This is a genomic window from Gordonia aichiensis NBRC 108223 (assembly GCF_000332975.1).
Lineage (GTDB): Bacteria > Actinomycetota > Actinomycetes > Mycobacteriales > Mycobacteriaceae > Gordonia > Gordonia aichiensis.
Genome location: NZ_BANR01000023.1, coordinates 1 through 25,491, shown reverse-complemented (window position 1 = coordinate 25,491; position 25,491 = coordinate 1). Strand labels below are relative to the sequence as shown.

Sequence of the window (25,491 nt, the reverse complement as noted above, 5' to 3'; positions counted from 1 at the left end):
GAGAGCGTTGACCGTGGCCCTCTCGTCGATGCGACGCCCGGGGCCCGAACCGCACAGGAGTCGAGAATGAGACGAGTTTGGCTGGCGTTGCTGGCATTCCTCGGGGTTGCCTGCATCACCGCGGCGATCGCCATCCCGGCATTCCTGGTGCCACAGTTGCGGGTGGTGCCTCTCGATCTCGACATCACCTCCGACGCATCGACCGTCCCGGCCGACGGCTCCGGCGGTGAACGGTTCCCCGCGGTGATCTTCGATCGCTGCTCGGTCTCGAAGGACAAGGCGCGGACACTCGACGCACATCTCACGCAGCAGCGCCGCAGCGTCATCGTCAACCCGTCGGACAAGCGACAAGCGACTGTACAGTCGGCGCAAACCGTCCAGATCGATCGCACCCGCGATGCCGACGGCAAAGAGACCCAGCCGCCTGCTCCGCGTGCCGACGGTGACCTCAAGTGCGACGACGGTCTGCTGACCGCCACCATCGACAGGGTTTCGGTCAACCGGAAGACGTCGGTGCCCAACGGGACCGTGAGTTCGCTACAACTCGAAGCGGCTCCCGAGGGTGTGAACGTCAAGGATGTGTCGGTGCAGTTACCCGACCGCAAGGGCTTCCAGTACAAGTTCGGCTTCAACGTCAAGAAGCGTGACTACCTCTATTACGACCTCAACACCCGCCAGGACCAACCCGCCAAGTACGTCGGCGAGAAGACGTTCAACGGGGTCAAGACCTACGAGTTCGTCTCCGAGGTTCCCGAGACCGATCTGTCGTCGCTCCCGAACGCACAGGGCGAGGCAGCGTTGGGCACGATGCTCACCATGCCCGCCAAGTGGTGGGGCATCTCAGGCCGTGGCGTGAAGGCCGACGACAAGATCACGATGCATCGCTACGCCTCGGCGACCCGACACGTCTGGGTGGAGCCCGAGACAGGAACGATCGTCAACGGCCGCGAGGATCAGCACCAGTACTTCAAGTCGCCCGATCAGAGCGACGGAACCCCCGCTCCGGTCCGGGATTTCCGGCTCGACGCGCTCAAGGGCACCTTCCAGTGGTCGGATAAGACGGTCACCGCACAGGCCGACCGTGCCCAGCACTACATGAATCTGCTGAAGATGGGTGGGCTCTGGTTGCCCATCATCCTCGGCGTCGTGGGAGCGCTGCTCCTGCTGGCCTGGCTCGCGATCATGTGGTTCACCCGCAAGACCGACAAGCCGCAGGACGACCCCGACCTCTACGACGACGATCCGCGCTACCTCGCCCAGCGCGACTCCGGGAGCGACCCGGATGCGGCGCCCACAACCGTTCTCGCCGGGACCGCTGCCGCGGGAGCAGGCGTCGCAGGCCGCAACCGCCATGCCGCGGTCGAGGGTGACGACGCCGAGACGACGACACTCGACGAGGTGCCCGCAGCGGGCGCATACGGCGACAACGAGGACGACAACGCCTACATGTGGGAGCGTCCGACCCAGCGGATCCCGCGCGTCGAGGGCCCCGCCGCGTCCGACACGCCGGTGGGCGACGACGAACCAACCCGCCAGGTGCCTGCCGTCGACGACGACGCCCCGGCCGACAGCGCGCAAGGCTCTGAAAGCCCCGAGGGTTCTGAGGGCACCTTGGACACTCCGCGCTCCGCGCTCGACGAGGCCCGCGCCTTCCGTCGCCGCGGCACCCACGAATCGGGCGAGTGATCGCCGACCGCCCCTGAGCGGCCGGGTGCCGCCCGCTGGACGCGGACCCTCGGAGCCGCACACTGAGACCACCGCCCGCGCGGCGACCGCAGAATGTGTGTCGAGTCCGAGGATGTGGGTACTGCAGCCCCCACATCCTTCGACACGACACACATCTGCACGGTCACCCTTCTGCACGGTCACCCTTCTGCACGGTCATCCTTCTACACGGTCATCCGGCGAGACCACCCCGGCACGACGATGAGGGCCGGCGATCTGCGTAGATCGCCGGCCCTCGTCGTTGTTCAGCTGTTCAGTTGTGGCTTTCGCGCCTAGTCGCTCAGAAGAACGCGGGGCGGAAGGTGGTGTTCCACGACTGGCGGAAGTTCTCCTGCCAGTAATCCCACCAGTGGTCACCGTCGGGAGTGATGTGGGTGGTGAGCTTGACGCCCGGAACCACGGCGACGCGCGGGATGTACAGCTGCGTGCTGACCGATGCGGCCACCTCGAGCGGAACCATCTGCGAGAACTTGACCGGGTTGAAGTTTCCGCTGGTCGGGTTCACCGAGCTGTCGAACTTGCTGCCAAGGCCGGTGCCGGCCGACAGGTACACGTGGTGGTTGGCGAGGCTGTTCGCGCTCAGGAACGGATCGTTCTGGAACCACTGGCCTGCCGGGTAGAAGCCCCACATGTTGTTGGGGTCGCCGCCCATGGTCGCAACCGACGCCTGGATGCCCTGCGTGAAGCCGGGGAAGGTGACGGTCGGGTAGCCGCTGTAAGACGCGACGGCCTTGTAGAAGTTCGGGTGCCGCGACGCGAGGTTGAGCGCCGACGTTCCCGACATCGACAGTCCGGCGATACCGTTACGGCGATTGTCCGAGTTGTGCTTGCGCTTCATGTACGCCGGCAGTTCGCGGGTGAGGAAGGTTTCCCACTTGTTCACGCCCAGCTTCGGATCTGCGCGCTCCCAGTCGGTGTAGAAGCTGCCGCCACCGCCGAAGGGGATCACCAGGTTGGTGCCCTTGTTCACCATGAAGCGGTCGGCGCCGGTGTTGTTCTGCAGCCAGCCGCTGGTGTTGTTCGGGGCACGGAGGCCGTCGAGCAGGTACAGCGTCGGCTTGGGGCCACCACCGCCGCCGTCGACGATGCGCACCGGGATGTTCTTGTGCATCGCTGCGGAGTAGACGTATTCGGTCTGGCCGGCAGCGTGGGCTTCCGGCGCCACAGCCATGGTCAGGCCGCCGAGCGCCGCCATGGCGCCCACAGCGGCAACGAGGCGCTTGCGCGCACGAGTCAACATATGTGAAGAGTCCTTACGATCTTGACCCGGACGGGCCTCGTTCATACGGGCAGGAAATGGGGTCAGCGGCCACGCCGACTGAGTTGGTCCCCAACGCGACAGAGTGTAACGGCTGCATAACACGGCAGCAAAAGGTACATCTACCCTTGACCGTCGGTTGAGACACGAGATCGATCATTGCCCACGTCACAGAGCACCGTCCATATCTGCGCGGCGTCGAGTAGGTCACAGCATCGCTCGCTCCGCGCACATCCGACCTCGGGCACCCGAGGCGCTACCCCGACCAGAGGACACGGGGATAGGGTCGGTCACACCAGCTCAGTCACATCAGATCGGCAGATCGCACGTCGGATCGGGCAGATCGAGAAAGGCTCTCGTGGACACAACGCAAGCCGACGCCATCGTCGTCGGGTCGGGCCTGGCCGGACTCGTCGCCACCTACGAGCTCACCAAGGCGGGCCGTCGGGTGATCGTCGTCGATCAGGAGAACCGCAACAATCTCGGCGGCCAGGCGTTCTGGTCGCTCGGCGGACTCTTCCTCGTCGACACCCCCGAGCAGCGTCGACTGGGCATCCACGACTCCGCAGAACTCGCATTGCAGGACTGGATGGGTTCTGCGGGCTTCGACCGCGACGACGAGGACTATTGGCCGCGGCAGTGGGCGCGCGCCTACGTCGACTTCGCCGCGACCGAGAAACGCCAGTACCTACACGACCTCGGTCTGCGCATCACCCCGGTCGTCGGGTGGGCCGAACGCGGCGGCGGCTTTGCCGACGGCCACGGAAACTCGGTCCCGCGTTTCCACCTGACCTGGGGCACCGGCCCCGAAGTGGTCCGGGTCTTCGCCGAGCCCGTGCTCGACGCCGAGCGACGCGGACTCGTCGAGTTCCGCTTCCGGCACCGCGTCGACGAGATCGTGGTCGAGGACGGCGCGGCCGTGGGCGTACGAGGATCAAAGCTCGCACCGACGGCGGCCGGACGTGGCGAAGCGTCGAACAGGGACGTGGTCGGCGAGTTCGACATCCGCGGAGGCGCTGTCATCGTGACGACCGGCGGCATCGGCCACAACCACGAACTGATCCGCAAGAATTGGCCCACCGAGCGTCTCGGACCCGCGCCGAAGACGATGATCTCGGGAGTGCCCGCCTACGTCGACGGCCGCATGCTCGGCATCGCCGAGGACGCGGGCGCCAGCCTGGTCAACCGCGACCGCATGTGGCACTACACCGAGGGCATCCACAACTGGGATCCGATCTGGCCAGATCACGCCATCCGCATCATCCCGGGTCCGTCGTCGTTGTGGCTCGACGCCAACGGCAACCGACTGGCGCCACCGAACTTCCCCGGATTCGACACGAATTCGACGATGCGCGAGATACTCGCAACCGGCTACGACTACTCGTGGTTCATCCTCACTCAGTCGATCGTCGAGAAGGAGTTCGCACTGTCGGGTTCCGAGCAGAATCCCGACATCACCGACAAAGACCTCAAGTTCGCGGCGAAGAGTCGATTCGCGAAGGGAGCACCCGGCCCCGTCGAGGCATTCTTGCGCAACGGCAGCGACTTCGTCGTCGCCGACAACCTCGCCGACCTTGTCGCGGGCATGAACGAGATCACCCGCGGACCGAAGCTCGACCTGCAGCACATCGAGCGAACCATCTCGGCCCGCGACAACGAGATCGACAACAAGTTCTCCAAGGACGCGCAGTTGATGGCCATCACCAACGCGCGGCAGTTCCTCGGCGACAAGATCGTCCGGGTCGCCAAGCCTCACAAGCTCCTCGATCCCGCCCACGGTCCGCTGATCGGCGTGCGACTGAACATCCTGACCCGAAAGACGTTGGGCGGCTTGGAGACCAACCTCGATTCGGCTGTGATGCGGCCCGACGGTTCGGTTTTCGACGGCCTCTACGCGGCGGGCGAGGTCGCGGGGTTCGGCGGCGGCGGCGTGCACGGCTACAACGCGCTCGAGGGCACGTTCCTCGGTGGCTGCATCTTCTCCGGCAGGGTCGCCGGGCGGGCCGTCGCGCGAGGGTGACCCGAGCGCGTCGTCGAAAACCTGTACCGACAGGCGCCAGGTGAGGACACACTTTGCCCTAGCCGGTTCGTCCACTGCACTAGAGTGAAACCGTGCCGGTGCCGCAGACGATCCTGACACGCAAGACCAAGCATGCGCTGTTCCTCGTCCTGACGATCAACGCAGGCGGAGAAGACGCTGTCCGGGACATGTTCGACGTCCTCGGCTCGCGCATCAACTCGGTGTCGTCACGCGCGCCCGAACAGGCGCTCGCGGGCATCGTGTCCATCGGTTCGGACGCCTGGGACCGACTGTTCGCGGGGAATCGTCCCAAATCCCTGCGCCCCTTCGTCGAATACGCGGGTGACGTCCACACCGCGCCCGCCACCCCCGGCGATCTGCTGCTGCACATCAAGGCCGACGCGATGGACCTCTGCTACGAACTCGGGCGCATGCTCATGAACGAACTGGGCGACGCGGTGACCGTCGTCGACGAGGTGCACGGTTTCCGCTACTTCGACCTGCGAGACCTCATCGGCTTCGTCGACGGCACCGAGAATCCCGTTGGGCAGGCCGCGATCGACGCGATCACCGTCGGCGACGAAGACCCCGCGTACGCGGGCGGAAGCTACGTCGCCATCCAGCGCTATGTCACCGATCTGAAGGAATGGGACTCCATCTCTGTCGAAGAACAGGAGGACGCGATCGGACGGACCAAACTCGACAACATCGAGATGTCCGACGACGTGAAACCCACCAATTCGCACATCGCGCTGAACGTGGTCAACGACGTCAACGGTGAGCAGATCGACGTCGTCCGCGACAACATGCCCTACGGCGAGGCATCGGGGCTCGGCGACTCGGGAACGTTCTACATCGCGTACTCGTCGGCACCCGACGTGACCGAGGAGATGCTCCGCAAGATGTTCATCGGAGATCCGCCGGGTAACTACGACAGGCTTCTCGACTTCACCACCGCCGTGACCGGCGCGCAGTTCTTCACCCCGACCGTCGACTTCTTCGACGATCTTCCCGACGCGCCTGCGCCGTCGCACGCCGACTCCGACGACGACGCCCCGCACGACACCCCGACACCGGCACCGGTCACACTCGACGCCGCGTCGCCGGTGCCGCCCCCCGAGCCGACCGATCCGGGCGACGGATCGCTCGGTATCGGCTCGCTCCGCTGACGATCCCCCTGATCCCCACACACGCTTTCCCACACACCCGACGACATCAGGAGACGCACCATGAACAATCTGCATCGCGAACTCGCCCCGATCTCCGCGTCGGCCTGGGATGCCATCGAGGAAGAGGCCGCACGCTCGTTCAAGCGCAACATCGCGGGCCGTCGACTCGTCGACGTCAAGGGTCCGCTGGGGCTCGAGGCGTCGTCGGTCACGCGCGGGCACCGCACCAAGATCGACTCACCGGCAGACGGCATTCAGGCGTACAAGCGCAGCGTGCAGCCGCTCATCGAACTGAAGGTGCCGTTCACGGTCACCCGTGAGGCCATCGACGACGTAGACCGCGGGGCCGAGGATTCCGACTGGGATCCGGTCGTCGACGCCGCACGTCAGCTCGCCCTCGCCGAGGACCGAGCGATCTTCGAGGGCTACTCCGCCGCGGGCATCACCGGTATCCGAGCAGAGACGACGGCCACGCCCATTCCGCTGCCCGAGGACGTGCGCGACTACCCCGAGGCGTTCAGCCAGGCACTGTCGACGCTGAAGCTGGCGTCGATCGACGGCCCGTACTCGATAGCGCTCTCCGCCGAGGTCTACAACCTCGTCAACGAGACGTCGAATCACGGTTATCCGGTCCGCCAGCACATCCAGCGTCTCATCGACGGCGAGATCGTCTGGGCGCCTGCGATCTCCGGCGCGTTCGTGTTGTCCACGCGCGGAGGCGATTTCGAGCTGACCATCGGACAGGACGTCTCGATCGGCTACGACTCACACGACGCAGACGTTGTGAACCTCTACTTCCAGGAGTCCTTCACCTACCTCACCTACACCGGTGAGGCAGCCATCGCCCTGACGACCGTCTGAGGTTTGCGCCCACCGTCTGACGGGTTCGCCCCGAAAACGTCTCGCACGGTGTCGGCGCGGCTTGCTAGCGTCGTGTGGGTGAGCGCCACATGCTGATCCGTCTGATCAGGACATACCTCTCGCGGTATCCCTGGCACATGCTCGCCGTCGTGATACTGCAGCTCGTCGCGACGGTCGCCATGCTGTACCTGCCCACTCTCAACGCCGACATCATCGACAACGGCGTGGCCAAGGGCGACACCGCATACATCCTGCGTATCGGCGGGGTGATGCTCGCGATCACGATCGCGCAGGTCATATGCACGATCTGTGCCCAGTACTTCGGCGCACGCGCCGCCCTGGCGACCGGCCGCGACATCCGACACGATCTGCTGCACCGGATCAACACCTACTCCGCCAAGGAGATGGGTACATTCGGCGCGCCGTCGCTGATCACGCGCACCACCAACGACGTCCAGCAGGTGCAGTTGCTGATCGTCATGAGCACAACGATCCTCATCATGGCCCCGATCATGTGCGTCGGCGGCATCATCATGGGCATCAAGGTCGGAGCACAGTTGTCGTGGGTGCTCGTCGTCGCCGTACCGGTGCTCGCGGTCGCCATGGGGTTCCTGATCACGAAGATGATCCCCGGCTTCCGCGCGATGCAAGAGCGTATCGACGCGGTCAATCGCGTGCTCCGCGAGCAGATCACCGGCATCCGGGTGGTACGCGCCTTCGTCCGCGAGCGCTACGAGATCGACCGCTTCTCAGGTGCCAATGACCGCCTGGCAGAGGCAACGTTGCGGGTCGGCCGCATGCAGGCGCTGATGTTCCCGACCGTCATGCTGATCACGAACGTCACCATCGTCGCGATCATCTGGTTCGGCGGCCATCTCGTCTCCGACGGCAGCATCGAGATCGGCGCACTGACGGCGATGATCACCTATGTCATGCAGATCCTGATGTCGGTGATGATGGCGTCGTTCATCGCGATGATGGCACCACGCGCGACCGTCTGCGCCGAGCGGATCTGCGAGGTACTCGACACCGAGACGTCCGTCGGCGCACCCGACAACCCGGTGCCGTTCGCCTCCGACCCGTCGAGCGTCGAGTTCCGCGATGCGCAGTTCCGCTATCCCGGAGCCGACGATCCGGTGCTGTGCGACATCAGCTTCCGTGTCGAACCGGGCACGACGACAGCCATCGTCGGGTCGACGGGTTCCGGTAAGACCACGCTGGTCGGACTGGTACCCCGCCTCATCGACGTGACCGCGGGCGAGGTCCGCGTCGGCGACACCGACGTCCGACGGCTCGATCCCGCAGCACTGCGCGACGCCATCGGACTCGTCCCGCAGCGGCCGTACCTGTTCTCGGGCACGGTCGCGTCGAACATCCGCAACGGCAAACCCGACGCGACCGACGACGAGATCTGGGAGGCGCTGCGTATCGCGCAGGCAGCCGACTTCGTCGAGCGCATGCCCGACGGCCTCGACACCCCGGTCGCGCAGGGCGGCACCACGGTGTCCGGCGGCCAGCGACAACGCCTGGCGATCGCTCGCGCCCTGGTCCGCAAACCCTCGGTCTATCTCTTCGACGACGCCTTCTCGGCCCTCGACGTCGCAACCGATGCACGCCTGCGCGCAGCGCTGAAACCCGCAACGTCCGACGCCGCGGTCATCATCGTCGCGCAGCGGATCACCACGATCGTCGACGCCGAGCAGATCGTCGTCCTCGATCGCGGGCGGATCGTCGGGATCGGCACGCACGACGAACTCCTCGCGACGTGCGAGACATACCGCGAGATCGCCGAATCGCAGCTGGCCATCGGAGAAAACGCGTGACGCGCGGCGGCGGATCGTCGGCTCCGGCGTCGCCCGGTCCCGGTCGCGGTCCGATGGCTGCCGGCCCGGTGGTGGCCAAGGCGCGCTCATTCGGACCGTCGATCAAGCGGCTCATCGGGCTGTTGTTCTCCTACCGGGCCTTCATGAGTGTGGTGATCGCCTCGATCGTCGGGTCGGTCATCCTCACCGCTCTCGCGCCGCGTGTGCTCGGCGACGCCACCAACATCATCTTCGACGGCGTCGTCGGCAGACTGCTGCCCGCCGGGACGACCAAGGCCCAGGCCGTCGAGGGCCTGCGTGAACGCGGGCAGGGCACCTTCGCCGACATGGTGAACTCGATGGACGTGACACCGGGCGTCGGCATCGACTTCGGCGACGTGGGGCGTGTGCTGCTGATCGTGCTGGCTCTCTACATCGGCTCGGCGGTGCTGTCGTGGCTCGGGGCATACCTGCTGAACAAGGTGGTCGTGGGTACGGTCCGACACCTCCGTGCCGAGGTCGAGGCCAAGATCCACCGCCTACCGCTGAGCTACTACGACACGACGGCCCGAGGCGACCTGCTCAGCCGCGTGACCAACGACCTCGACAATCTGTCGCAGACCTTGCAGCAGACCATCTCTCAGTTGCTCAACTCGGTCCTGATGGTCATCGCGATCCTCGTGATGATGCTGTGGATCTCGCCTCTCCTGGCGCTGATAGCACTCATCACCGTCCCGCTCGCGGCAGGCGCGACCGCGCTGATCGCCCGACGCTCCAAGCCGCACTTTCTCGCGCAATGGTCGTCGACCGGAAAGCTCAATGCCCAGGTCGAGGAAGCCTTCACCGGACACGAGCTGGTGACGGCATTCAACCGCCAGGCCGAAGTGGAGACCGAGTTCGACGAGCGCAACGAGAAGCTGTACCAATCGAGTTGGCGTGCACAGTTCATCTCGAGCACGGTGATGCCGACGATCATGTTCCTCGGCAACCTCAACTACGTCGCGGTCGCTGTGGTCGGCGGACTGCGAGTCGCCTCCGGCGCGCTGAGCCTCGGCGAGGTGCAGGCGTTCATCCAGTACTCGCGGCAGTTCACGCAGCCGCTCACGCAGATCGGCTCGATGGTCAATCTGCTGCAGAGCGGCGTCGCGTCGGCCGAGCGCATCTTCGACATTCTCGACGCCGACGAGCAGACCCCCGACCCCGCACATCCCGAGACGCCCGAGCACGACAACGGACTCATCGAATTCGACGACGTCTCGTTCCGCTACGTCGAGGACAAACCGCTGATCGAGCATCTCTCGCTTGTCGCGCGTCCCGGCCACATGGTCGCCATCGTCGGACCAACCGGCGCGGGCAAGACCACGCTGGTCAACCTGATCATGCGCTTCTACGACGTCGACTCCGGCACCATCACGGTCGACGGCGTCGAATCGCGGACGATGACCCGCGATGACCTCCGCGAGCGCACCGGCATGGTGCTGCAGGACTCATGGCTGTTCGGCGGAACGATCTACGACAACATCGCCTACGGCGACCCCACGGCCTCGCGCGAGGAAGTCCTCGAGGCCGCGCGACTGAGCCACGTCGACCATTTCGTCCGCATCCTGCCCGACGGCTACGAGACGATGCTCGACGACGAGGGCGGCGGCGTGAGTGCCGGTGAGCGACAACTCATCACGATCGCACGCGCGTTCCTCGCGCGTCCGACCATTCTGATCCTCGACGAGGCGACCAGCTCCGTCGACACCCGCACCGAACTGCTGATCCAGAAGGCGATGGCCGCGCTGCGCACCGACCGCACGAGTTTTGTGATCGCCCACCGGCTGTCGACGATCCGCGACGCCGACGTCATCGTCGTGATGGAGGACGGGCACATCGTCGAGCAGGGCAACCACGACGAACTGCTCGCGGCACAGGGAGCCTACTGTCGGCTCTACCGCAGCCAGTTCGCCGGGGCCGTCGACTCGGAGGCCTGAGCAGCTCGGGGCTCGGGGTTGGGGGCTCGGAGCTCGGGGCTCGGGGCTCGACTGACAAATACACGTGTTTCTGACACCTGCACGCGAAGTTTCGCTCGCGTTTGTCAGAAGCACGTGTTGTCATCGCCAGGAGTGTCAGAAACACGCGCATTCACGACGCCGCGCTGCCGTCGCCGCGAATCTTCAACCGGTCCAACCACTCTCACACCATCGGCACCATGCGATTCGTCCGTAGGTCGGCCCACACCCACCTGATCATCATCGGCCCGAGACGTCGGACGCCGTCCTCGCGGGTCTTCTCGCGCTGCATCGCCTCGAAAGCGGTCTCACCCTCCCGAAGGTCCTTGGTGTACTTGCGCATCCCGTCGAATTCACCGACGAGCTTTCCGTCCCAGTCGTAGTCGACCTTTGCCACAAACTCGCCGTCAGCGTCGAAGTACTCGCGCTGCAGGCGTGGTACCGGCAGACCTGCCACGATCATCTGACCGCGTCCCCACGACTCACCCGCGTTGTCCGCGAGCGGGTCCGCGAAGGCGAGCGCCCTCCGCGCGACGGCAACCCCGCGCCGTCGACGATCAAGCAGCGCCGACATCGTCGCGCGATCCGCACCGAGTCGCAGCGCAGAGTCGAACGCGGCCAGCCCCTGGAAGAAGTTGCCGCTGCAGGCGATGTCGACAGCGGTGACCTCCAGCGACGTCACCACGATCCCGCCGACCACCGTGATGTCCTCTGCCTCCAATCGACCGGAGTGCAGATGCCGCTGGGTTTCGATGCGGCCGCCGGTCTTGTGGCCTGTCGTCAGATGCACGCGGGCGAGATCGGGAAACAGCAACGACATTCCGTGCAGCACGCCCGCCGACTGATGACTGAGCGGTACGTCGGTCTCCGACACGAGAGTGGCCGCGCGCGCCTTGAGTCGGTGCAGGTCTTCGGGCGTGCGACTCGCGTCGGGCGGCGCATAGACGCCGGGCCACACCCGTACGAGTGCGCCCGCGTCGACGGCGCGAATGAGTTGTCTGTCCGAGACACCCGCTTCGAGTGCCGTTCGACGCAGTATGAGTCCGTGTTCGTTGACCGGGAAAGTATCCATGTTCATTGGACGTCGACAACGTCGATTCAGATCCATCCGATGTGACCGGACTCAGCGCCCGCGCAGGGACACGCGTTTCTGACACCCACACGCGAAGCTTCACGCGCTTCTGTCAGAAACACGTGTATTCACGACGTCCGACTCAGCGCTCCAACTCCCCTGCGATGCGTTGTTCGATCTGCGCGGCCGCGGCATTCGGCACGTCGATCAAACCATCGAGCTCTTGGCGGGCCTTGCGGTATGCGGCCTGACGCTCTGCAGGCGTGGCCGCGGCGTCGGCGGCGATGCCGATCAACTTGCGCGCACGGTCGAGTGACTCGCGCTCGATCGGCGAGAAGTCGGATTGTTTTCGACGCCGCGCCTCCCGTTCGGCGGCGTCGAAAGCGGCTGCGTAATCGCCGACGGCGTCGCGGTAGCGCTCGAACTCGAGCGGGTCGAGCTTCTGGTCGGCCGACGTCGGCCGCAGATCGTCCGCACGGATCTTCGCGCGGTGGAAGGCCAGTGTCATCGGTTCCCGCATGTCGGTCATCATGGGGAATTCGATGAGGGTGGCCAGATCGAGTTCGTAGCCGAACCAGCGCTGGTCGATGGCGTCGTGTTTCTCCATCGCCTTGGTCACAGCCGCTTTGTCGGCCTGGGCAAGTCGCAATTGTTCCGTTTCCGCGCCTGCTCTCACACGCGCCAGTTCGATCTTGTCCCGACGCCGCTTCTCGTTGTAGCGCGCGACGGAACCGAACCAACCGCCCACGACACCGCCGACCGGAAAGATCAGCCACCAATAGTCGCCCGCGAAACGCAGGATCTGATCCACGTCACAACTCTACCGAGGCTGCTGGAGCATGCCCCAGAACACACACAGCCACTACGAATACGGACGATCAGAGGTCGGGAATCGGCAGCTCGAGGTTGGGCGCGATGAGTCCGCCGTCCAGCTCGAGGACCTTGCCGGTCACGTACGCACCCGCGGGGGACGCGAGGTACACGGCGGCGGCGGCGACGTCGTCCGGCTCGCCGAGGCGGCGCATCGGGGTCGCGTTCTCGATCGTGGTCCGCATGGTGTCGTCGGATGCCACGATGTCGAGCGCCGATGTCAGAATCGCGCCGGGTGCGATGGCGTTGACCCGGATGCGTGGATTGAGATCCATCGCAGCCAGCCGGGTGTAATGCGCGAGCGCCGCCTTGGCTGTCCCGTATGCCGCATACGCGCGGCCTGGCAGTCTGCCCATCGCCGAGGTGATGTTGATGATCGATCCCGAGCCCGCGGACCCCAGCACGAGCGGAACCGCTGCGGTCACCAGCGCGTGGGCATTCGCGACGTTGAAGGTGAATGCGTCGCTCATGACCTTCGGCGTGGTGTCCAGCAGCGGCCGCGGCATGGCACCACCGACATTGTTGACGACGGTGTCGAGCCGACCGAACGTGTCGACGGCGGTCTGGGCGAGCGCGGCTGAGGCGTCGGGGTCTGCGAGGTCGGCGACGATGACCCGCGCACGTCTACCCCTGTCCGCGACCTCCGCTGCCACCTTCTCCAGGTCGGTCTCGCTGCGGGCCGAGATCACCACGTCGGCGCCCGCCTCGGCGTACGCCACGGCAATCGCAGCTCCGAGACCGCGACCGGCGCCCGTGATGACCGCGACGGTGTCGTCGAGTCGGAATCTGTCCAGGATCACGCCTGCTGACGATGCCACAGAACTGCAACACGTTCTAGCTTTTCGCTCAGGTGGTCCCGCCAACTCCCCGACGCTACGACGACCGCCCGGCCACCCAGTCCATGTCGGGGTAGCGATCACCCGCGGCGCGCAGCGTCGACAATCGCGCGAGCTGATCCGAACTCAACTCCACCGACAGTGCCCCGAGGTTCTCGTCGACGTATCGCTGACGTTTGGTGCCCGGGATCGGCACGACGTCGTCGCCCTGTGCGAGTAGCCATGCCAACGCCACCTGACCCGCTGTCGCATCGACCTCGGCCGCCACCGCACGTACCTCGTCGACGAGCGCCAGGTTGTGTGCGAGGTTGTCAGCCTGCCAGCGCGGAAGCGTCGAACGGAAGTCTCCGTCGGAAACCTGCACCGCCGCAGCCGATCCCGTCAGCATTCCGCGCCCCAGCGGACTGTAGGGCACCATCGCGATGCCCAGCTCGCGGGCCGCAGGCACATCCGATGCCTCGACGTCACGACTGAACAGCGACCACTCCGATTGCAACGCGGCGATCGGATGCACCGCGGCGGCGCGGTGCATGGTGTCGGCGTTGGCCTCACTGAGTCCGATCTCGCGCACCTTTCCCGCAGCGACCAACTCGGCCATCGCGCCGACGGTGTCTTCGATCGGTCGGGCGGGATCGACGCGATGCAGGTAGTAGAGATCGATGACGTCGACGCCGAGTCTGCGCAGCGATGCGTCGACCGCGCTCCGGACATAGTCCGGCGAGCCATTGACTTCCCCGGTCGGATAACCCGTCTCCGGATCGACGACGATGCCGAACTTTGTGGCCAGCACGACGTCGTCGCGGCGATCGTGGAGCACCGTGGACAGCAGTTCTTCGTTGGCTCCGCTGCCGTACATGTCGGCGGTGTCGAGGAGGTTGATCCCGACATCGAGTGCATGGTGCAGCGTTGCTGTGGCCTCACCCTGGTCGGCCTCGCCATAGGCGAAACTCATTCCCATACAGCCCAATCCGAGCGGTGAGACCTCCAGCGCGCCGATACGTCGGCGGGCTGTGGTGGGATCGGTTGATGCGGTCATGGTTGTGTCCTTCCGCCGTAGGTGGCGATCTTGTATTCGGTTGCCGCGAGGGAGAGTGTGAGTTCGGCGATCTGCCGTCGAATGGTGTCGCGGTGCTCGAGGAGCATCTCGAGCCGTTCGGCAACGGTGTCGTCGCCTTCGTCCACCAACTCGACGTAGTGCTGCAGATCGCGAATGGCCATGCCCGACAATCGCATCCGGGTGATGAACACCAACCGGCGCATCGTCTCGGCGTCGTAGACCCTGTTGCCGGACGCATCCCGGCTCACGTCGAGCAGCCCGATGCGCTCGTAGTACCGCAGCGTATGCGCAGAGAGGTCGAGCATCTGCGCCGCCTGCGCAATGGTCAGCGGGGCCTCGATCTCGTCGGCTTCGACGAGCCGGTGGATGACCTCGACCGACAGCGGGCCGTCGAGTTCGTTCAACGTGGCCAGCGCCCGGCTCATGAGGTGGTCTGTACTCATGTCGGCAACGTTAGGCCTTCGAGTGCGCTCTAACGCAACACCCGATCCACGATCTCGTCGACGACGCCGTCCAGGGGCAGCGTCGCGTCGACTGTGATACCCGGCTCATCCGGTCCGTGTGGTTCGAGGGCGGCGAACTGCGAGTCGACGAGCGTCGCGGGCATGAAGTGCCCGTGCCTCGCACGGACACGCGCTTTCACCACCCCGGGATCGACGGCGAGCATCACGAACCGGACCCCAGGCGCCCTGCGGCACAGCTGATCCCGATATCCGTGTCGCAACGCAGAACAGGCGCATACGCCGTCGGCGTGATCGGCGAGCCACCTACCGACCGCATCGAGCCAGGGCAACCGGTCGGAGTCGGTCAGCGGTTGTCCTGCAGCCATTTTCGCGATGTTGGCTGCCGGGTGGAGATCATCGGCGTCGACAAACGGTACTCCCAGGTGAGCGGCGAGTGCGGCGCCGACCGTGCTCTTCCCGCACCCCGATACACCGCACACGACGATCGGGCCGCGCTGGGTCGGCATGCCGCGTTCAGTAATCGTTGTCGACCGCCACGGTGGACAGCAGGTCATCGCCTGCGCGGAACCGGCGGATGTTCTCGGCGATCCAGGGCGCGAGCTCGCGGGTGAGGCCCGACGCGGGGTTGGCGATGTGGGGTGTGATGATCACGTTCGACAACGACCACAGCGGATCGTTGCGGGCAGGCGGCTCCGGGTCGGTCACATCGAGCGCGGCACCCGCGATCTCGTGACCCTTGAGCGCCCAGTACAACGCCTGCTGATCGACGAGCGGACCGCGCGCAACGTTGACAATCCACGCGTGGGAAGGCAGCTGCGCCAGCACTTTACCGTTGACCAGATGGTGCGTCTCCGGCGTCGAGGGCGCTGCAAGAACAACGTGGTCACACGACGACCACACCTCATCCATCCGCGATGAGGGCAGCGTCTGCTCGGCGCCGTCGACCTCACGGCCCGAATGGTTGACCGCGAGAACCGAAGCTCCGCAGGCCTTCAGGCGAGGAATCAGGGACCTCCCGATGCCGCCGGCGCCGATGATCGCCACCCGCGCGCCCCGCAGTGTGCGCACCGCGGGGTCGATGTGCTCCTTGTCCCAGCCCCACCGCACCGAGGTGTTGATCTGCCGCAGCCCCGCGAGCAGCAGTGCCAGTGCGTGTTCGGCGACGTTCTCCGCGTAGAAGCCCGACGCATTCGTCCACACCCGCTTGTCGTCGAGAACACCTGCCGAGACGAACTCCTCGATCCCCGCCGTCTTCAACGCCACCCACTCGATGGTGTCGGGCAGCTCGGGAAAGCCTGCCGCCCCGCCGAGCCAGATGAGCACCCGCGCGTCGTCGAGGTCGGTCAGCGACGCACCTGCGTTCTCGAGCGCCTCGGTGATGTACCGGTCGGATTCGGGGAGCAGCGCAACGCTGATCACGGAATCAGGTTGCGGGGCGGGAGAACTCATCACTCACGTCCAGCCAGCTTCTTCGCGGCAGATGTTGCCAGCGTGTCGGCGATCTCGTTGTAGTGGTCGCCCGCATGGCCTTTGACCCATTTCCAGGTCACCTGGTGCACCTTCTCCTCCTCGATGAGACGGCGCCACAGGTCGGCGTTCTTGACAGGCTTCTTGTCGGCGGTCTTCCATCCGTTGCGCTGCCAGCCGCTCACCCACTTGGTGATGCCGTTCCGCACGTAACTCGAATCGGTGTAGAGGACCACCGTCGACGGCTTCGTCAGCGCGGCGAGTCCCTCGATGGCTGCAGTCAGTTCCATCTTGTTGTTGGTGGTGTCGGGCTCTGCGCCGGAGATCTGCTTTTCATGTCCGCGGTATCGCAGGACAGCACCCCAGCCGCCGGGACCGGGATTGCCGAGGCAGGCGCCGTCGGTAGAAATCTCGACGACGTCCGCCTCGGTCGATGCGGGCGTCACCAGTGCGTTATCGCCGTCGTTCACGAGAGTCTCTGACACTCCTCTGAGGTTACCCACTGCCATGATTGCTGTGAATTGCCTAGAGTTGATGACATGCCGGTCTGGGATCCGAGTCGCTACCTCCAATTCTCCGACGCTCGTGCCCGCCCCTTCCTCGATCTGATCGCCGAGGTGCCCATCAACCCGTCGACCATCGTCGACCTCGGATGCGGACCGGGCCAACACACCAGGCACCTGCGCGAACGCTGGCCCGAAGCCCTCGTCCTCGGCATCGACGCCTCATCCGAGATGATCGCCGAGGCCATCCGTGAGAACTCCGACGGCCTGGCCAATTACGACGTCGCCGATCTCACCGAGTGGACACCGCCCGAGCCGGTCGATCTTTTCCTGTCGAACGCGGTTTTCCAGTGGGTTCCCGATCAAGAGGTCGCGATCGAACGGTTGCTCCCTCATCTCAACGACGGCGGCGCGTTCGCGATCCAGGTGCCCAACAACACGGGCGCCGCGACCTACCGCAGCCTCAACGAACTCGCCGAGGAGGAACCGTATGCGAAGTTCTGCGGCGACGTCCGCAGGCTGCCCTGGCTCGAGCCCGACTTCTACCTGAACTTCTTCGCCGAGCGCGGCTTCGAGGTCAATGCCTGGGAGTCGACGTACCTGCACGTGCTCAAGGACAAGGGCGACGATCCCGTCTTCGACTGGATCTCGGGCACCGGGGCCCGACCCTTCCTCGAAGCGCTGCCCGACGAACTCCGTGACGATTTCAGCAGCGAGCTCAAACGCCGCCTGCGCGCGGCCTATCCCGCGCACGAGTGGGGCACGGTGCTCCCTTATCGCCGCACCTTCGCGGTGGCCGTGCTTCCCCACTGACCGGAGCCGGGGAGATCACACCCGCCGATCACACCCCTGTCGGCCGAACTCCCGTGTAGACGCCCTCAGGCCGGAAGCGCAGTCGCTCCTCGCCGTATTCCTCGAGCGCGTGCGCTGTCCACCCGACAATGCGCGCGACGGCGAAGATCATTTCGGCGGCGTCGGGACGCATCCGATAGCTCAGGGCGAGCGCGGCCAACGCGAGATCGGAGTTGACAAACGTCGACGACCCCACAGCCTCGCTCACACTCGCCATCGCCCGCAGTACGCGCGGGTCCCCGTCCGCCGCGTCGGTGAGCAATCCCGTCAGCGTCTCCGCGCGTGGATCGCAGTGTCGGTAGACGACGTGCCCCGTGCCGGGGAGCCGGTCGCCCATCCGCAGGCGTTCACCGATCGCAGTCTCCGGGTCGTCGAGCGCCCCGGCGAGAAACCGGTAGGCGAAAGTCGTTGCGCCACCGTGCATCGGCCCGTCGAACGCCCCTAGTCCCGCACCGATCACCGCGTACACGCTTCCTCGGGCACTCGCGGCAACCCGGGCCGCGACCGTTCCTGCGGACAAGTCGTGATCTGCGAGCAGCACCAGCGCGGCGTTGAGGATGCCGACCCTCGCGGGTGTCGGCGATTCCTCGGTGAGTAGAGGCCACAGCCGCGCGGCGAACCGCCCATCACCGCCGTCCCCCTGCAGGGGTCCGCCGCCGACGATCGTCCTCAGGACCGTCGCCGCCTTGGCGGCCACCGCGGCGGGCTCGAGCTGATGCCGTCGCGGATCGTCGGCTCCGAGCAGATCGACGATCAACCGGACCCTGTCGAGGCCTCGGGCAGAAGGGCCCAGCGCGACGTCAACCCGCGCACCCACGCCACCGGCCGTCGGGTGCGAGGAGGCACCGGCTCCGGGCCAGGGCTGCTCCCACAACAAGGATGCGACCTGCTCGAACGACAGCTCGCATGCAAGCTCTGCCACATCGCGTCCCCGGTAGTACAGCCGATCGTCGTGCAGGTAGGTCACCTGCGTGCGAATGCGTTCCACGACACCCGCGGGGGGACGCGGGCGACCCGCGGTCAACAACTTCTCGATCTCGTCGACCGGGAACACGCTCCCGGAGACGCCCTCGATCCGCCTGCTCTGCAGACGACCGCGACTCACGTAGGAATAAACCGTGGATTCCTTGACTCCCAACACCTTTGCCACCTGTTCCGTGGTCAGGTAGTCGCGTCCGTCGTGGTGCACCGGGGTGGGCCAGCGGCGTCGATGAATGCGTTGCACATATTGATTCAATCAACATTGACGACAATCCACCACGGGGTGATCGTTGCAGGTATGACTGATGTGCTGATCGCGCCCGCGGGCTTGGCGAACGTCGTCGTCGCCGACACCGAGATCGGTGATGTGCGTGGCGACGAGGGTTTCTACCACTACCGCGAGTACTCCGCTGTCGAACTCGCCCGCTCCAAGAGCTTCGAGGAGGTGTGGTTCCTGTTCGTGCACGGGCACCTGCCCGAGCACACCGAGCTCGATGCCTTCGTCGCAGAGACCAGATCGCTGCGGACGCTTCCCGACGAGATATCCGGCATCCTCGCGACGTCGGCGATGCTGGGTGGTGACCGTGAACTCCTGCCCGGCCTTAGGACGACGCTGTCGGCACTCGGTCCCGCCTTCCGGGTGCGCCCGCTGTGGGACTCCGACGAGCAGACACGACGATTCGACGCACTGCGGGCCACCGCGCTCACCCCGACGATCCTCGCCGCACTGCACCGTATCCGCACCGGACAGGCACCGCTGGCACCCCGGGACGATCTCGGTGTCGCGGCCAACTGGCTCTACTTGCTCACCGGCGGTGAACCGTCACGGGCACACGCTCGCGCCCTCGAGCAGTACCTCATCCTGACCATGGACCACGGATTCAACGCCTCGACATTCACCGCGCGGGTCATCGCGTCGACCGGCGCCGATGTCCACGCCGCACTATGCGGAGCGCTCGGTGCCTTCTCCGGGCCGCTGCACGGCGGTGCGCCCGATCGTGCCCTCGACTCCCTCGATGAGATCGTCGCGCACGGCGATGCCCTCACATGGGCTCGCGAGCAGGTCGCGCAGCGCCGTCGGATCATGGGGTTCGGCCACGCCGTCTACCGCACCGAGGACCCTCGGTCGTTACTGTTGCGCGAGGTCGCGCAGGGCCTCGGCGGGCCCACCGTCGACGCCGCGATCGACGCCGAGCAGGCCATCGTCGACGCGCTTGCGCAAGCGCATCCCGATCATCCGCGGTACGCCAACGTCGAGTTCTACGCGGGTGTGGTGATGGACGCCTGCGGTATTCCTCGCTCGATGTTCACCCCGACCTTCGCCGTGAGCCGCACGGTCGGCTGGTCGGCCAACATTCTCGAACAGGCCAACAGCCGCAAGATCATCCGGCCGGCCGCGCGCTACGTCGGGCCACCGCCGACGCTCGCCTGAGCACGGGTCGGCGAGTTGCCCGCCGCGACGAGCGTGGTCGCACGCCGATAGAGCGCGTGCCGTCGGTTTCAGTGGGCCCACTCCCACGGGTCCGCGGAAAGGTCCGCGCACGATGAGCCAGCCCGTACCACCTCCGCAACCTCCGCCGACGCCGACGCCTGCTCCCGAGCCGATCCCGGAGCCGACGCCCGAGCCGCCTATCCCTGTTCCCGAGCCCGAACCGATTCCCGAGCCGGGGCCACCGTCGCCGGAGCCGCCCGAGCGACCGCTCGTCATCTGATCGAGAGGACCAAAGGCGCTTACCGACGTCGCAGGGTCGGTGCAAGACTGGGTTCATGACACGGCGCGCAGTGATGATCAGGGCGATCAACGTGGGTGGCGCCACTGTGCCCATGAAGGAATTACGCAGTATCGCAGGAAATCTCGGAGCCACTGATATCTCGACGTACATAGCCTCCGGCAACCTGATCTGCACGCCGCCTTGTCGGCCCGATCACTTCGACCGCGCACTCGAGACCGCCATCGAACAGCGGTACGGCTTCTTCCGGGAGGTCATCAGCCGCTCACGCGACGAGCTGGTCGGCGCTCTCGACGCCCACCCGTTCGACGTCCTCGACGACACGTTCTCCTACGTTCACTTTCTCGTCGCCGCGCCACCGGAAGACAAGCGTGAGTCGTTCTCCGACAAGACCTTCGGCGACGATGTATGCCAGGTCATCGGCTCCGATCTCCACATCCGCTACGCCGCGGGTGCGGGCACCTCGAAGCTGACCGCACCGGTGATCGCACGCGGCCTCGGCGTACAGGGCACGGGGCGAAATCTGCGCACGGTGCGCACGCTGATCGAGATGGTCTCCTAGCCCGGCCACGTCAGCGGGGTCCGGTCACGCCCGTCCGATGACTCCGATCGCGGCGTCGATGTCAGTGCGTTGCTGTTCGGCGGGCTTCTCCCACAGCTTCTTCGGCAGTTCCTCGAGTTCGACGATCGCTGCGTCGATGGATTCGAGTTCGGATTCGCGCTCCTCCTCGGGGAGCGTCGAGGCGTGGATGAGTTTGTCGTCCAAGTCGAAAACGGCTGCATCGAGTCGGTCGCGCTCGGCGACGAGCCCCGCGTCGTCGGCGATCCACGGGTTCTGATGCACATCGGCGATCGCATACCGGATTCGGCGATGCATCCGCGCTTCACGCGACGTCGAGGTCGTCCAGTCGTCCGGGGCGCGACTCGGCTGACCGGGGATGAGGTCGTTGGAGCGTGCGAAGCGTCGAACCCGCTTGTCGGAATCGACCGCGAACCACGCGGCACCGGCCAGAATGATCACGGCGACCACGATGGTCACGATGATGACGATCCACGCGACCGCGTTCATGAACCCACTCCCTGCACCCACATCTCACCCGATACGGACATATCCCGACCTTAGTCCCCCGCCTCAGCCATGATGGCGCGCCGCGACGTCGGGATGCGCGCGGGTTCTCGACTTCCACGCATTCTCCCCGTAGGTCGAGTAGAGGGGATTGGCCGGATCGTCTTCGACGCCGCGCGCGAGTTGCGCGAGGTCGGGAGGCAGCGCGAGCGTCGGCACCCGGGCGTCGAGCGCAGGATTTAGGAAGTACGGGATCGAGATCCTGTCGGTCCCCGGAGCAGGCGCGAGCACGCGATGACGTGTGGCCCGCAGGAAGCCGCCCGTCGCGACCTCGAGTAGCTCGCCGATGTTCACGATGAAAGCTCCGTCGAGCGGCGGTGCGTCGAGCCACTCGTCCGGCCCCGCCTCGACCTGTAGACCGACCGAACCCGGCTCGACGAGTAGCAGTGTCAGCACTCCCGAGTCCTTGTGTGCGCCAACGCCTTGCGATGTCTGAGTGGTACCGGGATAGCGCACCACCTTGATGAGGGTCGCGGGGGCGGTGGCGAAGGCGTCGTCGAAGACCGTTGCATCGCCGATCAGTGCGTGCGCCCAGTGCCGCAGCAACCGGAGCCCCACGTCTGACAACGTGGCGTCCCACTTCTCGAATGCCGGACGCAGCTCCGGAAGTACGGACGGCCAGAGGTTCGGCCCCTGTAGATTCCAATAGCCCTGCGCGTTCTCGACGACGTCGCGCTCGGGTCCGATGTCGATCTGTTCACGCCAGTCGACCTCGGAGTTCGTCAGTTCACCACCGAGCCGCGAGTATCCGCGGAAGTGTGGACTCTCCAACTGGCTGATCTCGTCCTTGGCCGCGGCGGGGAGCGCGAAGAACCGCCTGGCCAGTGTCAGGACCTCGTGGATCTGTTCGGCCGGCACACCGTGCCCGACGAGATAGAAGAAGCCGACTCTGTGTGTGGCGTCGAGGAGCGCGGATTTGAATCCGACGGGATCGGACTCGGCCGTCGAGAGGTCGATGATCGGAAGGCCCATCACCCCAGTATCTACCCGCAGTGCACTCGTCCCGCTATGCGTCGTCGCTCGTGGCCGCTGCAACGGCCGCGGTATTGACGCGGGTCAGAACGCCGTGCAACTCCTCGAGGTCGGCCAGGTCGACGCCCAGCGCGTCGACAACGGCCCCCGGGATGCTCAGTGCCTGTTCGCGCAGCGCACGACCGGACGGCGTGAGCTCGACGTCGACGTTGCGCTCGTCGTCGCCGCGACGTCGGCGGACGATCAGTTCCTGGTGTTCGAGGCGCTTCAACAATGGTGAGAGGGTCGCGGAATCGAGTTGCAGCACCTTGCCGATCTCCTTGACGGCCCGGGGCTCCGACTCCCAGAGCGCAAGCATGACCAGGTACTGCGGATGTGTGAGACCAAGGGGCTCGAGAAGTCGGCGATAGATACGCAGCACGGACCGGTTGGCGACTGCGAGAGCGAAGCAGACCTGCCGCTCGAGCAACAGCGGATTGGCTCCCATGTCCCGTGGCATGGCCGTGTCCTGCGAACTCACCCGACTAGTGTGTCATATTCAATCGCCCGCTATCGATTGGTCGGTTACCTCAGCTCGCAGCCGTCGAAGGACCCGGATCGGGCTGGGACGGTTTGCCCGCGACGAGGTCGGCGAGTCTCAGGCCATAACCGCCGAATCGCGCGTCGAAGTGCTCGGTGCGATAGGCGGCACGCTCCTGCTTGTCCTTCGAGTAGTGTCGGCGCGCCCAACGAGAATGCGGGCGCGCCAACCGGATTGCACCGATCCACGCAACCGGGGGCAGGTAGGCGCCGATCACCGCTGTCGAATACTTGCCCTTGGCCACGCATGCAAGCAGCGCTCCGACGTGTACCACGAGGATCACCAGGAGGACGACATGGCCCGCCCCGAAGTGTGCGCCCTCGTCGTCGGAGGTGAAGGGATCGAAGCCGAGGACGAGGAGCCCGAGTGCCGCGACCGTCAGCGCAACCACCTGCACCGAGAGCTGGCCTTCGCGTGACCAGTAGACGTCCTGCATGTGCAGGATCATCGCGAACTCGTCGAGGACCAGCGACGCCCCGACACCGATCAACACCGCAGCGATCTCCCCGACCGGCGACGCCCCGTCCGCGGCCACCGAGGTGACCGCGCCGATGATCAACAGGATGATCCCCGGGACGGCGTGATGGATGTGCACGCCACCGGAGACGTTGTTGCGGAACGGACCTCGGCCCGCCCGGATCATCCGTGTGATCGTGCGGGTGATGACGAACGTCAGCAGGAACGCCACGAACAGCAACGCCAGTGGCAGTCCCGCCGGACCGTGGTTCATTGCTTCGGCGTGATCCCGGTACGACGCTGCTCGATCTTGAGACAGCGATCCTCGACGTAGAGCAGCCCCGCCTCCTCGGCGATCACGCGTGCCTCCGGTGAGGTGATGCCCAACTGCAGCCATAGTGCCTTGGCTCCGGCGGCAACCGCATCGCGAGCGATCTGCGGGCAGTCGGCCGACGGCCGGAAGACGTCGACGAACTCGACCTGTTCTGGCACGGCCTCGAGCGTCGGATACACGGTCTCACCGATGATGGTGTCGGCGGTCGGGTTGACCGGGATGATGCGCCAGCCCAGCGCCTTCATCAGCGCAGGAACCTCGTTCGACGGCTTGGCTGGATTGGCACTGGCCCCGACAAGCGTACGACTTGAACCGTTCTTATATGAGAACGGTCCCGCTCGGTGTTCCAGCACCGGACGAGACCTCGGCCCACAACGGATCGGAATTCCGTCATGAACCATGCCCGGATCATACATCTCGCCGATGTCATCACGATCATCGTGACAGCTTCGCTTTATCTCTTTCCTCTCGCCGTCCTCCGCGTCTGCATCGACCTGGGGTGGCACGCATGAGCCTCACAGTTGTCGCAGTTCGACGCTCGGAACCATCGGATCTGTCCCAGTTCGGCATCACCGTCAAGCAACGCAACGAGTCGCCGACCTACACAGCGGAGGACGGCGTCGTGTGGAAGTCTGCGTGCCTTATCTACGTCTGGGACGACGGGCGGATGACGGTAGTTGTGTTGACGGCGCTCACTGAGCGGGAACTCGGTGTCGTGTACGGACTCGCAGAAGACGTGTTCAGTGCCGGCGTCGCGAAATGCAAATACGAGAAGTGGACGCGGCTGCGGAAGACCAATCGGCGTCGCATCGGCGGGTACCGGGTTCACTACTACGTGCGTGCCGACGACGCTGATCCCCATAAGAAGTGGATGTCGGCGGCGATGGGCGACGAGCCAGAGAAGCTGTTGAGCACGTTGAAGGAGTCGGTTGACACCGAGGTCTCCGAGCAAGACCGGGGCACTGTGCAGCACTGAGTGCTCAGCACGGGGCTGCTCTTCACCAACAAGGGTCATCGCCCCTCCGAGCGTCGCGGATCGCCTTAGCTGTCGGCTTTCCGTCGGTGGCCCCATGGGCTTTTGCCATCACGTCGAGGGCCTGCTCGGGGTCGAGGCCGACCAACTCTCGGGCCTGAGACTCGTTGGCAGGCAACGCGTGAGTGTCACCAATTGGTGACATGTGGATAAGAGCAGACCGACCTGACGACTATGCCGCAACCGTGGGTGTCATGTACACGGTTGGCCCCGCGCGGTGCTCATCACCGCGACTGCATAAGGGAATTTCACCACGCAGCTACCTCCTAACGCCCTGACGGCTCAACCGTTGTGCTCATCTCAACGGTTGCCGGGTTCAACTCCCGGCG

The 25,491-nt window shown here is 65.6% G+C and carries 26 protein-coding genes; 11 read left to right on the top strand and 15 right to left on the bottom strand.

The annotated features are described in order from the left end of the window. Positions 1–66 precede the first annotated feature (66 nt). Positions 67–1,686 (top strand): cell envelope lipid trafficking protein PgfA, encoded by a 1,620-nt coding sequence (gene pgfA / locus GOACH_RS18125; RefSeq protein ID WP_005177942.1) that lies wholly within the window; start codon positions 67–69, stop codon positions 1,684–1,686. Between the two features lie 319 nt (positions 1,687–2,005). Here pgfA and GOACH_RS18120 read toward each other — a convergent pair whose 3' ends face one another. Continuing rightward, the gene (locus tag GOACH_RS18120) at positions 2,006–2,965 is read right to left on the bottom strand and encodes an alpha/beta hydrolase (RefSeq protein WP_005177940.1); all 960 of its coding nucleotides are present in this window, start codon (positions 2,963–2,965) and stop codon (positions 2,006–2,008) included. Between the two features lie 376 nt (positions 2,966–3,341). On the opposite strand from GOACH_RS18120, the gene GOACH_RS18115 reads away from it, so the two are divergent. From GOACH_RS18115 to GOACH_RS18095, 5 genes are all read left to right on the top strand, one after another. Beyond that, on the top strand, positions 3,342–5,003 hold the full coding sequence (locus tag GOACH_RS18115) for an FAD-binding dehydrogenase (RefSeq protein WP_005177938.1): 1,662 nt from the start codon (positions 3,342–3,344) through the stop codon (positions 5,001–5,003). A gap of 92 nt (positions 5,004–5,095) precedes the next feature. Further along, a complete protein-coding gene (locus GOACH_RS18110) occupies positions 5,096–6,172 on the top strand; it encodes a Dyp-type peroxidase (protein ID WP_005177935.1) in 1,077 nt (358 codons plus the stop codon). Positions 6,173–6,232: 60 nt separating this feature from the next. Further along, the gene (locus GOACH_RS18105; protein ID WP_005177932.1) at positions 6,233–7,033 is read left to right on the top strand and encodes a family 1 encapsulin nanocompartment shell protein; all 801 of its coding nucleotides are present in this window, start codon (positions 6,233–6,235) and stop codon (positions 7,031–7,033) included. 89 nt (positions 7,034–7,122) lie between these two features. After that, positions 7,123–8,856, top strand: a complete 1,734-nt coding sequence (locus GOACH_RS18100) for an ABC transporter ATP-binding protein (RefSeq protein WP_005177930.1) — start codon at positions 7,123–7,125, stop codon at positions 8,854–8,856. Between the two features lie 53 nt (positions 8,857–8,909). Continuing rightward, complete coding sequence (locus tag GOACH_RS18095) at positions 8,910–10,811, top strand: ABC transporter ATP-binding protein (RefSeq protein WP_052004069.1); 1,902 nt, start codon at positions 8,910–8,912, stop codon at positions 10,809–10,811. A 202-nt stretch (positions 10,812–11,013) separates the two neighbouring features. Here GOACH_RS18095 and GOACH_RS18090 read toward each other — a convergent pair whose 3' ends face one another. From GOACH_RS18090 to rnhA, 8 genes are all read right to left on the bottom strand, one after another. Continuing rightward, on the bottom strand, positions 11,014–11,901 hold the full coding sequence (locus tag GOACH_RS18090) for a type IV toxin-antitoxin system AbiEi family antitoxin domain-containing protein (RefSeq protein WP_040519097.1): 888 nt from the start codon (positions 11,899–11,901) through the stop codon (positions 11,014–11,016). A gap of 142 nt (positions 11,902–12,043) precedes the next feature. Continuing rightward, positions 12,044–12,712: a hypothetical protein gene (locus GOACH_RS18085; protein ID WP_005177924.1), complete on the bottom strand. Its 669-nt coding sequence runs from the start codon at positions 12,710–12,712 to the stop codon at positions 12,044–12,046. 67 nt (positions 12,713–12,779) lie between these two features. Beyond that, entirely contained in the window at positions 12,780–13,571 is a 792-nt protein-coding gene (locus GOACH_RS18080; protein ID WP_040519087.1) for an SDR family oxidoreductase, read from the bottom strand. A 73-nt stretch (positions 13,572–13,644) separates the two neighbouring features. After that, positions 13,645–14,643 (bottom strand): aldo/keto reductase, encoded by a 999-nt coding sequence (locus GOACH_RS18075; RefSeq protein ID WP_005177919.1) that lies wholly within the window; start codon positions 14,641–14,643, stop codon positions 13,645–13,647. Continuing rightward, complete coding sequence (locus GOACH_RS18070) at positions 14,640–15,107, bottom strand: MerR family transcriptional regulator (RefSeq protein ID WP_040519086.1); 468 nt, start codon at positions 15,105–15,107, stop codon at positions 14,640–14,642. The genes GOACH_RS18075 and GOACH_RS18070 overlap by 4 nt, the downstream gene beginning before the upstream one ends. Before the next feature lie 29 nt (positions 15,108–15,136). After that, complete coding sequence (locus tag GOACH_RS18065; protein WP_005177912.1) at positions 15,137–15,634, bottom strand: gluconokinase; 498 nt, start codon at positions 15,632–15,634, stop codon at positions 15,137–15,139. A gap of 7 nt (positions 15,635–15,641) precedes the next feature. After that, on the bottom strand, positions 15,642–16,577 hold the full coding sequence (locus GOACH_RS18060; RefSeq protein WP_005177910.1) for a D-isomer specific 2-hydroxyacid dehydrogenase family protein: 936 nt from the start codon (positions 16,575–16,577) through the stop codon (positions 15,642–15,644). Beyond that, the gene (rnhA, locus tag GOACH_RS18055) at positions 16,577–17,065 is read right to left on the bottom strand and encodes a ribonuclease HI (protein ID WP_005177906.1); all 489 of its coding nucleotides are present in this window, start codon (positions 17,063–17,065) and stop codon (positions 16,577–16,579) included. The genes GOACH_RS18060 and rnhA overlap by 1 nt, the downstream gene beginning before the upstream one ends. Before the next feature lie 69 nt (positions 17,066–17,134). On the opposite strand from rnhA, the gene GOACH_RS18050 reads away from it, so the two are divergent. Beyond that, the gene (locus GOACH_RS18050) at positions 17,135–17,911 is read left to right on the top strand and encodes a methyltransferase domain-containing protein (protein WP_005177903.1); all 777 of its coding nucleotides are present in this window, start codon (positions 17,135–17,137) and stop codon (positions 17,909–17,911) included. Positions 17,912–17,939: 28 nt separating this feature from the next. Here GOACH_RS18050 and GOACH_RS18045 read toward each other — a convergent pair whose 3' ends face one another. Then, positions 17,940–19,175: a citrate synthase gene (locus tag GOACH_RS18045; protein ID WP_040519085.1), complete on the bottom strand. Its 1,236-nt coding sequence runs from the start codon at positions 19,173–19,175 to the stop codon at positions 17,940–17,942. Positions 19,176–19,229: 54 nt separating this feature from the next. On the opposite strand from GOACH_RS18045, the gene GOACH_RS18040 reads away from it, so the two are divergent. From GOACH_RS18040 to GOACH_RS18035, 3 genes are all read left to right on the top strand, one after another. Beyond that, entirely contained in the window at positions 19,230–20,363 is a 1,134-nt protein-coding gene (locus tag GOACH_RS18040) for a citrate/2-methylcitrate synthase (RefSeq protein ID WP_040519096.1), read from the top strand. 112 nt (positions 20,364–20,475) lie between these two features. Then, positions 20,476–20,643 carry a hypothetical protein gene (locus GOACH_RS24025; RefSeq protein WP_169330880.1) on the top strand — a complete coding sequence of 56 codons (168 nt, stop codon included), beginning with the start codon at positions 20,476–20,478 and terminating at the stop codon, positions 20,641–20,643. Positions 20,644–20,698: 55 nt separating this feature from the next. Next, entirely contained in the window at positions 20,699–21,223 is a 525-nt protein-coding gene (locus GOACH_RS18035) for a DUF1697 domain-containing protein (protein ID WP_005177890.1), read from the top strand. A 24-nt stretch (positions 21,224–21,247) separates the two neighbouring features. Here the strand turns inward: GOACH_RS18035 and GOACH_RS18030 are convergent, their stop codons facing one another. The 5 genes from GOACH_RS18030 to GOACH_RS18010 form a co-directional block, all read right to left on the bottom strand. Beyond that, complete coding sequence (locus tag GOACH_RS18030; protein WP_005177888.1) at positions 21,248–21,730, bottom strand: hypothetical protein; 483 nt, start codon at positions 21,728–21,730, stop codon at positions 21,248–21,250. Positions 21,731–21,793: 63 nt separating this feature from the next. Continuing rightward, positions 21,794–22,759, bottom strand: coding sequence for an isopenicillin N synthase family dioxygenase (locus GOACH_RS18025; RefSeq protein WP_005177885.1), 966 nt, complete (start codon positions 22,757–22,759; stop codon positions 21,794–21,796). 34 nt (positions 22,760–22,793) lie between these two features. Then, positions 22,794–23,258 (bottom strand): MarR family winged helix-turn-helix transcriptional regulator, encoded by a 465-nt coding sequence (locus tag GOACH_RS18020; protein ID WP_005177883.1) that lies wholly within the window; start codon positions 23,256–23,258, stop codon positions 22,794–22,796. 70 nt (positions 23,259–23,328) lie between these two features. Next, the gene (locus GOACH_RS18015; RefSeq protein ID WP_005177881.1) at positions 23,329–24,069 is read right to left on the bottom strand and encodes a hypothetical protein; all 741 of its coding nucleotides are present in this window, start codon (positions 24,067–24,069) and stop codon (positions 23,329–23,331) included. Then, entirely contained in the window at positions 24,066–24,482 is a 417-nt protein-coding gene (locus GOACH_RS18010; RefSeq protein ID WP_052004067.1) for a CoA-binding protein, read from the bottom strand. Before GOACH_RS18010 ends, GOACH_RS18015 begins: the two co-directional genes overlap by 4 nt. A gap of 155 nt (positions 24,483–24,637) precedes the next feature. Here GOACH_RS18010 and GOACH_RS18005 point away from each other — a divergent pair, with 155 nt between their 5' ends. Continuing rightward, the gene (locus tag GOACH_RS18005; RefSeq protein ID WP_005177875.1) at positions 24,638–25,105 is read left to right on the top strand and encodes a hypothetical protein; all 468 of its coding nucleotides are present in this window, start codon (positions 24,638–24,640) and stop codon (positions 25,103–25,105) included. The last annotated feature ends 386 nt before the right edge of the window (positions 25,106–25,491 follow it).

Coding starts and splice junctions, on each gene's coding strand:
- GOACH_RS18025 (WP_005177885.1), bottom strand. CDS start 22,759: ATGGGCCTTCCGATCATCGACCTCTCGACGGCCGAGTCCGATCCCGTC.
- GOACH_RS18100 (WP_005177930.1), top strand. CDS start 7,123: ATGCTGATCCGTCTGATCAGGACATACCTCTCGCGGTATCCCTGGCAC.
- GOACH_RS18050 (WP_005177903.1), top strand. CDS start 17,135: ATGCCGGTCTGGGATCCGAGTCGCTACCTCCAATTCTCCGACGCTCGT.
- GOACH_RS18060 (WP_005177910.1), bottom strand. CDS start 16,577: ATGAGTTCTCCCGCCCCGCAACCTGATTCCGTGATCAGCGTTGCGCTG.
- GOACH_RS24025 (WP_169330880.1), top strand. CDS start 20,476: ATGAGCCAGCCCGTACCACCTCCGCAACCTCCGCCGACGCCGACGCCT.
- GOACH_RS18075 (WP_005177919.1), bottom strand. CDS start 14,643: ATGACCGCATCAACCGATCCCACCACAGCCCGCCGACGTATCGGCGCG.
- GOACH_RS18095 (WP_052004069.1), top strand. CDS start 8,910: ATGGCTGCCGGCCCGGTGGTGGCCAAGGCGCGCTCATTCGGACCGTCG.
- GOACH_RS18105 (WP_005177932.1), top strand. CDS start 6,233: ATGAACAATCTGCATCGCGAACTCGCCCCGATCTCCGCGTCGGCCTGG.
- GOACH_RS18070 (WP_040519086.1), bottom strand. CDS start 15,107: ATGAGTACAGACCACCTCATGAGCCGGGCGCTGGCCACGTTGAACGAA.
- GOACH_RS18005 (WP_005177875.1), top strand. CDS start 24,638: ATGAGCCTCACAGTTGTCGCAGTTCGACGCTCGGAACCATCGGATCTG.
- pgfA (WP_005177942.1), top strand. CDS start 67: ATGAGACGAGTTTGGCTGGCGTTGCTGGCATTCCTCGGGGTTGCCTGC.
- GOACH_RS18020 (WP_005177883.1), bottom strand. CDS start 23,258: ATGCCACGGGACATGGGAGCCAATCCGCTGTTGCTCGAGCGGCAGGTC.
- GOACH_RS18015 (WP_005177881.1), bottom strand. CDS start 24,069: ATGAACCACGGTCCGGCGGGACTGCCACTGGCGTTGCTGTTCGTGGCG.
- GOACH_RS18030 (WP_005177888.1), bottom strand. CDS start 21,730: ATGAACGCGGTCGCGTGGATCGTCATCATCGTGACCATCGTGGTCGCC.
- GOACH_RS18040 (WP_040519096.1), top strand. CDS start 19,230: ATGACTGATGTGCTGATCGCGCCCGCGGGCTTGGCGAACGTCGTCGTC.
- GOACH_RS18120 (WP_005177940.1), bottom strand. CDS start 2,965: ATGTTGACTCGTGCGCGCAAGCGCCTCGTTGCCGCTGTGGGCGCCATG.
- GOACH_RS18035 (WP_005177890.1), top strand. CDS start 20,699: ATGACACGGCGCGCAGTGATGATCAGGGCGATCAACGTGGGTGGCGCC.
- GOACH_RS18065 (WP_005177912.1), bottom strand. CDS start 15,634: ATGCCGACCCAGCGCGGCCCGATCGTCGTGTGCGGTGTATCGGGGTGC.
- GOACH_RS18090 (WP_040519097.1), bottom strand. CDS start 11,901: ATGGATACTTTCCCGGTCAACGAACACGGACTCATACTGCGTCGAACG.